This window comes from Ruminococcus albus 7 = DSM 20455, from assembly GCF_000179635.2.
GTDB lineage: Bacteria > Bacillota > Clostridia > Oscillospirales > Ruminococcaceae > Hominimerdicola > Hominimerdicola alba.
This window is the reverse complement of record NC_014833.1, coordinates 1,460,362-1,472,484: the sequence shown is the minus strand read 5'-3', so window position 1 is coordinate 1,472,484 and position 12,123 is coordinate 1,460,362. Positions and strand designations below refer to the sequence as shown.

At 46.4% G+C, this 12,123-nt stretch carries 12 protein-coding genes; 6 read left to right on the top strand and 6 right to left on the bottom strand.

All coding sequences use genetic code 11. From position 1 onward, the window contains the following. Window positions 1-519: 519 nt before the first annotated feature. From RUMAL_RS06485 to RUMAL_RS06460, 6 genes are all read right to left on the bottom strand, one after another. On the bottom strand, window positions 520-777 hold the full coding sequence (locus tag RUMAL_RS06485) for a hypothetical protein (protein WP_013497964.1): 258 nt from the start codon (window positions 775-777) through the stop codon (window positions 520-522). A gap of 215 nt (window positions 778-992) precedes the next feature. Next, window positions 993-1,865 carry a tRNA lysidine(34) synthetase gene (locus RUMAL_RS06480; protein WP_013497963.1) on the bottom strand — a complete coding sequence of 291 codons (873 nt, stop codon included), beginning with the start codon at window positions 1,863-1,865 and terminating at the stop codon, window positions 993-995. Between the two features lie 61 nt (window positions 1,866-1,926). Further along, window positions 1,927-2,277, bottom strand: coding sequence for a hypothetical protein (locus RUMAL_RS06475; protein WP_013497962.1), 351 nt, complete (start codon window positions 2,275-2,277; stop codon window positions 1,927-1,929). Window positions 2,278-2,389: 112 nt separating this feature from the next. Then, window positions 2,390-2,875 carry a COG2426 family protein gene (locus RUMAL_RS06470; RefSeq protein WP_013497961.1) on the bottom strand — a complete coding sequence of 162 codons (486 nt, stop codon included), beginning with the start codon at window positions 2,873-2,875 and terminating at the stop codon, window positions 2,390-2,392. After that, window positions 2,875-3,729, bottom strand: coding sequence for a tetratricopeptide repeat protein (locus RUMAL_RS06465; protein ID WP_013497960.1), 855 nt, complete (start codon window positions 3,727-3,729; stop codon window positions 2,875-2,877). Before RUMAL_RS06465 ends, RUMAL_RS06470 begins: the two co-directional genes overlap by 1 nt. Before the next feature lie 23 nt (window positions 3,730-3,752). Beyond that, window positions 3,753-5,006 carry a hypothetical protein gene (locus RUMAL_RS06460; protein WP_013497959.1) on the bottom strand — a complete coding sequence of 418 codons (1,254 nt, stop codon included), beginning with the start codon at window positions 5,004-5,006 and terminating at the stop codon, window positions 3,753-3,755. 253 nt (window positions 5,007-5,259) lie between these two features. Here RUMAL_RS06460 and RUMAL_RS06455 point away from each other — a divergent pair, with 253 nt between their 5' ends. The 6 genes from RUMAL_RS06455 (at window position 5,260) to RUMAL_RS06430 (ending at window position 12,007) form a co-directional block, all read left to right on the top strand. Continuing rightward, on the top strand, window positions 5,260-6,387 hold the full coding sequence (locus tag RUMAL_RS06455; RefSeq protein ID WP_013497958.1) for an NAD(P) transhydrogenase subunit alpha: 1,128 nt from the start codon (window positions 5,260-5,262) through the stop codon (window positions 6,385-6,387). A gap of 58 nt (window positions 6,388-6,445) precedes the next feature. Next, a complete protein-coding gene (locus tag RUMAL_RS06450; protein ID WP_013497705.1) occupies window positions 6,446-6,754 on the top strand; it encodes an NAD(P) transhydrogenase subunit alpha part 2 in 309 nt (102 codons plus the stop codon). Beyond that, window positions 6,751-8,181, top strand: a complete 1,431-nt coding sequence (locus tag RUMAL_RS06445; RefSeq protein ID WP_013497706.1) for an NAD(P)(+) transhydrogenase (Re/Si-specific) subunit beta — start codon at window positions 6,751-6,753, stop codon at window positions 8,179-8,181. The genes RUMAL_RS06450 and RUMAL_RS06445 overlap by 4 nt, the downstream gene beginning before the upstream one ends. Before the next feature lie 110 nt (window positions 8,182-8,291). Continuing rightward, window positions 8,292-9,761 (top strand): spore germination protein, encoded by a 1,470-nt coding sequence (locus RUMAL_RS06440; protein WP_013497957.1) that lies wholly within the window; start codon window positions 8,292-8,294, stop codon window positions 9,759-9,761. A 67-nt stretch (window positions 9,762-9,828) separates the two neighbouring features. Further along, complete coding sequence (locus RUMAL_RS06435) at window positions 9,829-10,896, top strand: GerAB/ArcD/ProY family transporter (protein ID WP_013497956.1); 1,068 nt, start codon at window positions 9,829-9,831, stop codon at window positions 10,894-10,896. Between the two features lies 1 nt (window position 10,897). Next, complete coding sequence (locus RUMAL_RS06430) at window positions 10,898-12,007, top strand: Ger(x)C family spore germination protein (RefSeq protein WP_013497955.1); 1,110 nt, start codon at window positions 10,898-10,900, stop codon at window positions 12,005-12,007. The last annotated feature ends 116 nt before the right edge of the window (window positions 12,008-12,123 follow it).

Here is a 12,123-nt window from a genome sequence, read left to right as displayed (position 1 = left end):
ACATGAAACATCATACATTTGTGCATAATGCTGTACTTATCTAATAATAATGTGATGAAATGTGATGATATTCTAATAAAAGTCTTGCGAAACGAATACAAGGTTTTCCAGTTTGACTACAAGCGGTTAAAATATGGCGAAAACCCTTGCATTTGGGGGTGATACGTGCTATACTTTCGGTGAAAGGAAACAAAGCGGAGAAGCGGCGGCATTGTCGGACCGATCACCCGACAGCGCTCGATCCACGACCGTTATCCGCATAAGATATCCTTGGGCTGAGATAGGGTACACGGCATAAGTACCTGAGATGACCAGCCATGCGCGGAGATCATCCGCAGCTTTATAACGGAAAGAGGTGATAGCAATATGACTTCACGGCAGCCGGTAGGCTGCAGGACTGCGGGCGCGATAAGCAGCTTGCGCTCGGAAAAAGATGTAAGTATAAAACGCTTGCACACAAATACTATGCAAAAAACGGGAGGTCATACTATCTGACCTCCCGTTATATTTTGCATTTTTTCAGTAAAAGCTGATCTTACTGTACTTTAGCAGATCCTTATGAGGAAATGGCAGTTCTATGCATCTGTCAGCACAAGCCTCTTCAACTAGTGCAGATGTCGGCTTTATACCCTGAGCGACCATCATCGCAACGTAGTTCCTGATCTCCATTACTTCATTGGGATGTTCATCACACCAGCCGTTGACCTTATAGTACATCTCGATATATGGGTCAGTCTTTTCAGTCTTTTCTGTCTTCTTTTTACCAAAAAACCACACATTTATCACTCCAATCTGAACACAGACTATAACTATGTTTTGTACTATGGTCTTCTTAATCAAATCTTTTTACAATTATACCACATCTGAATTACTAAGTAAAGGTGGTTTAATATTTTTTTACATTTTTTCAAATCAATTTTCAGAAAGCCCTGACCGGACTTTAAGAAGACCATAAAGGTCCGATATTTCGGCATTTTTCTTATTCGACGATATTACTCCTCGCTGCTGCCTGCCACCGTACCGCGGACGCTTCTGCCCTTGTCGTATTCATCTAAGAAATGATGATACTCGTCACCGATATGATAGCTGATAATGGTCTGAAGGTTGACGTTCTCAACGCTCCTGAATATATTCTTATCTATGGCAGGGCTGATCTCGCGGAGTTTTTTCAGCAGTTCCTTGATCTCCTGACGCTTGGAGTTGCTGCTGCCGTCATCGTACACTTCCCTTTCCTCGGTAAAGCGGCAGGCGCACTGGATGAATTTCAGATCGTTATATCCGCACCATTTGATTATATCCTCTTCGCGCACCATATAAAGGGGACGTATGAGCTGCATACCCTCAAAATTCTCGCTGTGTATCTTGGGCATCATGGTCTGGACCTGAGAGCCGTAAAGCATGCCCATGAGGATGGTTTCGATCACATCATCGAAATGGTGTCCAAGTGCGATCTTATTGCAGCCAAGTTCCTGAGCATTTTTATAGAGATATCCGCGGCGCATCCTGGCGCAGAGGTAGCAGGGGTTCTGTTTTACGTTGACCACTGAATCGAATATCTTAGTTTCAAATATCTTTATAGGTATCTCCAGCTTTGCGGCGTTGTCGATGATCTTCTGCCTGTTTGCGGGAGCATACCCGGGATCCATGACGATATACTCAACATCGAAGGGTACCTTTGAATACCTTTGCAGACGCTTCATACAGACAGCCATCATCATGGAATCCTTGCCGCCCGAGATACAGACAGCGATCTTATCGCCCTCCTGTATGAGCTGATAGTCCTTTATGCCTTTAAGAAATCTCGACCATATACTCTGCCTGAATTTTTTTATCAGCGAGAGTTCGATGTCGTTTGGTATTTCCATAAATATTCCCCTTTAATTTTTCATTGACTTACCTGTTTTCAGGCGGCTGCTGAAAGTAATGTTATTGTTGGATCATCTCAATGGGATCATAGCCCAGGGCTGTGAGGTATTCATCCAGCAGGCTGAACCATTTATCGAGGGCTTTCTTTTCGTCTACCTCGGCTTTCAGCACACATTCAAAGCAGTCCTGACAGGTATTGTCGCCGTAGTACCACTCAACGAAATCCGTGAAACCGTAGGGTATTATTATGTTTTTAGTGCCGTTGAAAAGTCTGTCGGCTGTCACCATGCCGTCCATATATGTCCGCAGGAAAGTTATGCACTCGCACCCAAGAAACTGTGCGGGTCTGGCTTTCAGCATCCTGTAAAACTTTCTTGCTTCGGGAGAGATGTCCCTGTCTTTGTATACCATGTCTTCCACCCTCTGATCTTTTATTTATTTTTGTCGGAACGTCATTTTACTGTTTTGTTCCGAAATCATCTGATTATATATCCTTTGGTCTGCTGTCCATAAATTCGCCCTGTTATTTTGTGATAAAAATATTGAAGCCCATGACAGTCAGCACTGTTATTATAGCAGCTGCCAGCAGGACACCGCATATAACTGCGATAACGCTTTTTTTGAAATCGAGGTCAAGCATACTTGCAGCAAGTGTGCCCGTCCATGCACCCGTACCCGGGAGAGGTATACCAACGAAGAGCATCAGCGCCAGGAACATTCCCTTTTCGCCTGCCTTTGCTTTCAGTTTTTCTCCGCCGTGATGTCCCTTTTCAAGGCACCATGAAAAAAATTTGCCTATAACGGGTTTATCCTTGCCCCACTCCAGCACCTTTCTCGCAAAAAAGAATATGAAGGGTACAGGCAGCATATTGCCTATCATGGAAATTATTACCGCCTGCTGCCACGGCACTTCGCACTTCAACACGCCGAAGGGTATCGCGCCCCTCAGTTCGATGATAGGTACCATGGAAATAAAAAATGTTATTAAATGACCGTATTTTACAAGCATTATGTAGTCTCCTTAATAGTAGTATCTGTATCGTGCGGCCTTCCGTAAGCCTCTTCGACTTCTATCATAAGCTCTTTCAGGCGCACTGCCTGAGCCCTTGTTTCCACAAGTTCGGCTGCGGCATAGCACATATCCTTTGCAGATGCCTTGTCACCGCTTATGAGGTAAACTTTTCCGAGGCCGATGCAGCATTCGCATTGAAGTCCGTCGTCATTCTGACGCATAGCAGACTGAAAAAGCCTGAAAGCGTTCTCTGTCCTGCCGTTCATCAGGCAGAGCATACCGAGGGTATGAAGTATGAAACCGCTGCGCTTGCCCATAACGGCGCGGTCAAAATACCTCTGCGCCTTGCGGTAGATATCGTTTGCAAGTTCCCTGTTGCCCTCCAGTATGGCGGAATACAGGCATACATTGAAATACTCATCCTGCTCACTGCCTGTGAGTTCTTTGAAATCTATCTCTCTGAGCTTTGCTCTGCAATCCTCAAAACGTCCTCCCTCGAGGTACATGGATGCCATGAATACAGTTCCGCTGCCGCTGTCATTCACGCGGGAAAACTCTGCAAGCTTGCGGTAATATTCATCATCATAGCCCTTTGTGAGCCTGTGACGGGCAAGTTCATCAAGTTCCACATTCTTCATTATGTCTATGAAGGCGGAAACTGTACCAAGCCCGACAAAAATAGATATTATGGCAAGTATCCATATATCGAAGCACTGTATGATCGAAAGGCGCATATCATATATGAGCCATATCACCATCATTATGATATAACCGCAGACCATGGCGTATGAAGCGCTGTGGAGCAGATTTACCATAAGACTGTTTGCGCGGCTAATCTTCATCAGCCTCATACGGATGACCTCCTGTACAAAAATTATCCCAGTTTTGAGATTATGTCGAAATATCCACCAAGAGCAGTCGCAAGCCTGTTATCGTTGGTAATATCAAAGAATACGGCTTCTCCGCCCTCCATGATATGATTTTCGGAAAGCCAGTCAGCTATTTCCGCCTCATTATCGTCGGGTATGGCTTCATAGTATATCTGAGTGAAGATGTGGCGTCTGCGCGAGGCATCATACACCTGTGTGGAGTGGTCGCAAACCACGGAATATGTATGTTTTGCTATGTAATCCTTTACTCGTTTCCTGCCGTCTTTATCTAGGTCGCTGTACAATTTTTTGTCCTTGAAAAAGCCATCGTCATCAAGATCTTTCAGGGACTTCCATGCGTCCTCAAAGCGCTTTTCCTTTATCATCTGCGCAAGATTTTCCCTGAGCTCGGGACTGTTGTCAAAGGTGGCATTTTCGTCCTCTATCGTTCCCCTTGCATCAGCCAGATTATTGGCGTATGTCTGAGCCATATTCTCATCCTTGACCTCATCAAGGGACATGAGCATGGTATAATCAAAGATGAAATCCTCATCAATATTGAAAAGCACCTTGCCATTGCTGTCGGGAAGTGTACATTTTATTGACCAGTTGTTCTTCAGAAGCGGCATCATGGCAAGGGTCTTCTCTATCCATTCATAGCTGTCAGCTTCGCTTTCGATGCGGAATTTTGCATTGACAGAATCGCCTTTGCCGAAATTCAAAAGGAAATATTCATCATAGAAGAGCATCTCCTTTATACCTGCACATACATAGCTGCGGGTATATACTCCATGCTCGGAATATGCGCTTTGCAGCCAGTTCTTATTGTTCATATCCGTTTCTGCCCAGTGAGTCCATACCATATCGGCAAACACGGTCTGCATGATCTTGCTGAGCTGTGCAGACTCCCTATGACGATCAAAGAACTTATAATAAGCGCTGGAAGGTTCGAGAAGATCGCAAATAGCGTTTATATCTCCTGCCTTGACCGCATTAAGAAAAGCATCGGTCTGTTCATTTATCTGTTTCAGCTGTCCGGAATAATCGACACTGTCCTCAATAAATTCCAGGGACTTGCCCAGTGCCTCGGGATCGGGTTCATCAGGAGCATTTATGTCCGTTTTATTGGACTTTTTATCTGTTACAGACGTACTGATCTTGGTTTTGCCCTCACCGACTTTTTTATCGCCACAGCTGCCCAGTGAAAAGCACATCATCACTGCAAGCATGCCGAATATTGAAATACGCTTCAGATCCATTTTATATCCTCCGTTTATCTGGCACATATACTATATTAGTATATCACACATCTGCATATTTTACAATAGCTGAACTTAATTTTTGTTAATTTAGCCAAAACAAAGTTTCAAATTAAAACTTATGAATACTATGGTCACCCATGACCTGACGACACAGTTTTTTCAGAAAAAAATCCACCGCGGTATATTTACTTTTACAGGGAAATGTGGTATATTGAAATTAGTTTTATAATAATCCGAAAGGAGTGTCATTATGAAGAAAATACTGGTATGTCGGGAGACGGATGAACGCGAAACACGAGTATCGCTCATACCTGACGACATAAAAAGGCTCATATCCATGGGGTATGAGGTGAAAGTAACCCGCGGAGCGGGAGAAAAAAGCGGCTTCAATGACGAGGCGTATGAGAAGGCAGGCGCTGTTCTTGTATCCTCGAATGAAGCGGGATATGAGGGCAGCGAAATTATTCTGAGGATAATGAAGCCTGAGTCTGCGGCAGGTATACCTTCGGGTGCGCTGCATCTTAGCTATCTTGACCCCTTCAATGAGAAGGAACTGTTAAACGATTTCGCTAAGTCGTGTGTTCAGGCAGTATCACTGGAAATGATACCAAGAACCACATTAGCCCAGAAAATGGACGTTCAGTCTTCACAGACCTCACTGGCAGGATATACAGCTGTAGTTAATGCAGCAGCGAAACTTCCGAAGATCCTGCCTATGATGGTGACACCCTCGGGTACTATACAGCCTGCAAGAGTTTTCATAATCGGTGTCGGCGTTGCAGGTCTTCAGGCTATCGCAACTGCTAAAAGACTGGGCGCGAGAGTTGATGCTTTCGATACACGTCCTGTAGTTGAGGAGCAGGTAAAGTCCCTTGGTGCGTCGTTTGTTAAGATCGACCTGGGTGAGATGGGGCAGACTGATCAGGGTTACGCTAAGGAACTCACCCCCGAGCAGATCGCTAAACAGCAGGAAGCTCAGGCTAAGGTATGCGAAAGAAGCGATATCGTTATAACCACCGCAAAGGTTTTCGGAAGAAAGGCTCCGCGTCTTATCGGCAAGGATGTTCTTGACAGGATGAAGAAGGGTGCTATCGTTGTGGATATGGCAGTATCTACGGGCGGAAACGTTGAAGGCTCAAAGCTTTTCGAGGACGTTGTGACCGAAAACGGAGTAACCATAATGTGCGGAGATATGCTGGAAAGACAGGTGCCATACGATGCATCGAAAATGCTTTCGGGCAATTTCTATGCGTTCCTGACACATTTCTACAACAAGGAGAGCAAGGAGCTCGTTGTTAACCTTGAGGACGAAATAATGCGCGGATGCTTGCTCACACAGGGCGGAAAGATCATCCACGAGCGTTTCAAGGGTCAATAATATTTGCGATAGTATGATCGAAAATGTTTTCGTTAAATTTTAATGGAGGTAAAGAAAAATGGCGATAGGAGAAATTCTGCTCCTGGTATTCGTATTTGTAATTGCCGGATTTTTGGGAGTTGAGCTGATATCCAAAGTCCCCTCACAGCTGCATACGCCCCTTATGTCGGGTACAAATGCGATATCGGGCATAACGATAGTAGGTGCCATATCTGCAACAGCAGTAGCGCTCCACACAGACGGTATGGTAAGCAATATTTGCGGTTTTGCAGCAATAGTACTGGCTACCATAAACGTTATCGGAGGTTATCTTGTAACAGACAGGATGCTTGGAATGTTTAAGAAAAAGGGGGACGATAAGAAGTGAATACAGATACTTTGCGCACAGTGTGTACGACAATATTCTACATGATATCGTCCGTACTTTTTATAAGAGGCATAAAGCTTCTTGGTAAGGCAGACACCGCAAGAAAGGGCAATCTGATGTCCTCGGTGGGTATGCTTATAGCAGTAGTTACAGTGCTTTTTGAAAAGCAGGTGACATCAACGATAACCTACGGTCCGGCGCAGAACGCCTATGTATGGGTGGTCGCAGCCATAGTTCTCGGCGGTGCCATAGGTGCTGTATGGGCAAAGAAGGTCGAGATGACAGGTATGCCTCAGCTGGTTGCACTGTTCAACGGCTTCGGAGGACTGTCCAGTTTACTGGTCGCATTGACACAGTACATGACCGATGATAATATAAATATATTTTCATCAATAGCCCTTGGTCTGACCATAGCAATAGGTGCGATAGCATTCACAGGCTCCATAGTTGCATGGGGAAAGCTGAGCGGCAAGATGTTCAAGAAAAACGTGACCATACCTGCAAAGAACGCAATAAACGGTCTGCTGGCAGTCGTTGGTCTTGTGGGAGTAGTTATCTACTCGCTGAGCATCGCGGGTGTTGTTGATGCATCACTCGGAAACATTGGTATAATCATTGTTACAGCGGCATACCTGATACTCGGTCTGACCATGGTAGTTGCTATCGGCGGCGGCGATATGCCTGTTATAATCTCACTGCTGAACGCATTCTCGGGACTTGCAGCTGCATTCGCAGGACTTTCCATTTCAAACTCCGTGCTGGTAGTTTCGGGTTGTCTGGTAGGTACATCTGGACTTATCCTGACCCTCATCATGTGCAAGGCTATGAACAGAACACTTTACGCACTGCTTTTCAGCAGCTTCGGTGCTGCCAAGAAGGGTGCAGCAGGCGAGCAGAAAGAGCCGAAATCCATGTCTGTTGAAGATGCATATCTTATTCTTGAAGCTGCAAGCAGTGTAGTATTCATCCCCGGTTACGGCATGGCAGTTGCGCAGGCACAGCACGCAGTCAAGGAGCTTTGCGACAAGCTTGAGGCAAACGGCGCTGAGGTAAACTTTGCTATCCACCCTGTTGCAGGACGTATGCCCGGTCACATGAACGTACTTCTTGCGGAGGCAAACGTACCTTACGAGCAGCTGAAAACTGCCGATGAGATGAATCCGCAGATGTCAAACACCGATGTTGCCATTGTTATCGGTGCAAACGACGTTGTAAATCCCTCTGCGATCAACGATGAGAGCTCTCCTCTTTACGGTATGCCCATAATCAACGCATACGAGGCAAGGACAGTTTTCGTGCTGAAGCGCGGCAAGGGTACAGGTTTCTCGGGTGTTGAGAATCCGCTGTTCACAAATGACAACACTGTTATGATCTACGGTGATGCAAAGAATACTGTGGCTCAGCTGGTCAGTGAGTTTGAGGAATAATATCATACAGTACATTTAAGAGGACAGTTCGCTGTCCTCTTTTTTTGTGCCTGTGAATAATCCTATAAAATCGTGAAATACTTCTTAACATGAAAGAGGTGTCACGGAATATGAAAATACCAGATCAGGGACAAATACACAGCGAGCTGCTTCGGACAGACCTTAATACGAACCTTGAACTCATCAGGAACGCAGTTGGCAACACCGCCGACCTTAACACGATCACCATATCAATGGGCAAAACCGAGTGCGCCGTATTATCAGTGGAGGGCATGGCTTCTTCTCAGCTTTTGGCTGAACTTGTATACGCGCCCATGACAGAATTTTCCGAAGAAGAACGAACAGCCGCCGAGGTAGCAGATTTTCTTGAGAAACGAAGCCTGATGACATCCGACAGACAGATCGTCACGGATATAGGCACACTTTCAGAACTGCTGTTTTCGGGATTTGCGGCGATACTCACCGACAGCGTGCCGCGGGCTGTCTGCCTTGGGATACAGGGATTTGAGAAGCGTACAGTATCATCGCCCGAAACCGAGCAGACTATCAGCGGCGCCCGTGACAGCTTCACCGAAACATTGCGCACTAATATGTCCCTTGTAAGGCGAAGGCTCAAAACCGCCGATCTTCGTTTTGAGATAATGCAGGTCGGAAAACTCTCAAAGACCGATGTATGTATCGCACATATCCATGGTCGGGCAGAGCCGAAGACCGCAGAAGAAATAAAGCAGAAACTGTTGTCCATAGAATTGGACACTATCCTGAATGCAGGATACCTTATGCCTTTTATTGATAACAGCTACAGCCGTTCTGTATTTCCTGCAGTAACAGTGACAGAACGTCCCGACACTGCCTGTGCCGCCCTGAACGAGGGTAAAATTTTGGTCATTATCGACGGCACGCCCGGTTGTATACTGCTGCCTGCGGTATTCGCGGATAATTTCAGAACAATGGATGATTATTGTGAAAAGCCTTATTATGCGGCATTTTCGAGGTGGATAAAGTATATATCATTTCTGTTGGCAGTGCTGCTGCCCGGTCTTTATACCGCCCTTGTAATGTTCCACCCAGAAGTATTCCCGCTGAAACTGCTGCTCAACCTTGCCGCAGCCGAGGTAGCGACCCCATATCCGCCTACGGTGGAAATGCTGCTGCTAATGGTATTATTCGAGATAATGCGCGAGGCAGGTGTACGTCTGCCGCGGTCAGTAGGCGGTGCTGTATCCATCGTGGGCGGACTTATCATCGGTGATGCAGCTGTTAAAAGCGGCATGGTATCCCAACCGCTGCTGATAGTCGTCGGCATGACTGCGACGGCATCATTCGTGCTGCCATCCCTTTACCCTGCAATATCCGTACTGCGGCTGGTTTTTATCCTGGCAGGCGGACTGGGCGGACTCTACGGCATAGCTGTTGCTGCCGCTCTCCTTTCGTTCAATATCTCTGCAGTTGAACAGTACAACGCCCCATACACTTCCCCCTTGCTGCCTTTGCAGCCTCACGGTATTACCGACATATTCTCACGTGCAGGTTTCCGCGAGCTTGCGAAACGACATTCAACTGTAACGGGAAGAAGATAGTGTGTACAATATTCAGGACAAATAAAATCTTTACAGAGAACCAAAAGTACAACAGAACGGACTGATTATGACTAAAGAAAAGATATCCCCTTCAGCGCTTATATGCATACTGCTGTGCGCAAGAAGCTTCACTACAATGACCATTTTTCCGCCCGGGACAGCAGGCGGTCTGATCTATATGACAGGATCTGTTATATCAACTGCCCTGCAGGCTGTGATGCTTGTGCCTGCAGCAAAACTCGCTGCCCGTACAGGACGTTCTCCGTGCAGGCTTGCGTACGAAAGGAACAAGTACTTCGGCATAACAGTGACTGCGGCATTCATGTTATACTTTTTATATGATGCTTTCCGGGTCATCGGAGATCTGGCTTACTTTACCGATTATTTCTTCTCTGCCAATATGCCAAGGTTTATGATAGTACTGTGTATCGCACTGGCTGCTGTATGCTCCGCAAGGCTGGAGATCACTGCCATTGGCCGCACCGCTTTTATCGCCTTTGCAGGAGTTATCATAATGCTGGTGATCATCGCTATGGGGGCAGCAGAGGATATGGATATCACAAGATTCGACCTTGCTTCGGAAAGTCTTGCAAAAGATATACGAAAGGCAGTAATGGCAGAAAGTTCACGCTGCGGATGCCTGGTGATCTTCTGTTTCTTATGCGGTGATATTTCCGGCGATCCGCAGAAAACAGCAAAGTTCTTCATATCAGCAAAAGCCGCGGTACTATTGGCAATAAGCGGAATGACAACAGCTGTCTTCGGGAATTTCGGTATGCTGTGGAAACTGCCTGTATTCAGCCTGGCGGCTTCGTCAGAGAACCTGATAACAGAGCGCAGCGATGCTGTTTTCCTTTTTATATGGGTCATCACGGGACTTGTGAAGCTGACGGTGCTTGTACACTGTGCCGCACGATGTTTAAGGTTATTGCGTCCGTCGGCAGGGATAGCTCCAAGCGCTATGATATGCGGTATCCTGCCTGCGCTTGCAGCACTTCCGCTGCTGCTTTGCTACGGCTGGGAAAAAGTGGTATACTCACATCGTCTGATCACACCTATTATAATATTAGCGGTGATACTTCCTGCTTATATACTGCTCGGTCAGAAAACCGCATACAGGGGAACGGAGGCATGATATGAAAAAGATCTCAATGACTTCCGACAGATTTTTCTACCTTTTGATAGCAGCGGTCATGTGCTGCATACTGCTGTCATCACACGGCAGGAGCATAAGCATCGACAGACGTGGGATAGTTCATGCCATAGGCATAGACCGCACAGCAAAGGGATATAGGGTATCACTGCAGATATTTCAGCCTGCAGGAATGGGCTCGGATACCGCAGTTGATGTTACAGGTGCAAACATCGCTGTGGCTGTGAGCGAGGGCAGGACTATCAGCGAAGCCATAGCTGCGGCAGGCAGCAAGACAGGGAAAGAGTTATTTTTTGGACACCTACAGCTGATATGTCTTGGAAAAGGCTTGAATGGAGTAGAACACGATGAGCTTTTCGCATTTGCGACGGGGAGCACGCATATCAGCCCTTCTACAGAGTTGTGTATGTCTGAGGGAAAGGCTGAGAAGCTTATGGAGCTGAAGCTGACCGAGGAAGAGACTTCTGCAGAGGCGCTGTACAGCCTGTTGAAAACTTCCGCTGAATACTCGCGTACAATACGCTGTGACCTGAAAAGCTTTCTTTCAGACGAGGGCTGTGCCGTCATGCCTGTGCTTGCTGTTACCGATACGGACAGCGGTGACGAACAGCCTTCGCTGTCAAAGTCAGTAAGACTTGCAGGAACGGCAGTATTTTCAAAAGGTGATATGACTGTCATCAATGAGGACAAGGCTCTCTGTGCGGCACTGCTTTCGGGCAAGGCTGAAAAGGGAACGATAGTTACTGAACTAGACGGGATAGATATCACATCGGAGCTTGACAGCTGTAAAAGGCGGCGAAATATCAGTATAGAAAGCGGCAGGCTGATACTTCGCACATATATAACTGTATCAGCACGACCCGACCGCGAGCTTGACCCGGAACAGAGCCGCAGACTAAGTACCGCTGCAGCACACGAACTTGAAAGGAACTGCTTCGGTCTGCAGGAAGAAATGTTTAGCAGAGGTGATGACATCTTCGGGACAGTTCAGCTTATAAGACAGCGTTTTCCCGGGATACGGCTAAGGTACGATGTCAGGGAACTGACGGCTGCTGTGGATATATATGTGAATGTGTCGGTAAAGGTGGTATAAAGCAGAAAAACATCGCTATGTGATTTTTGATATTATTCTGTATTCTATCACACAGATTTCACAGTGCAGGGTTATTATATTAACATCAACAGAGAATGCTTCATATTTTTTCTTCA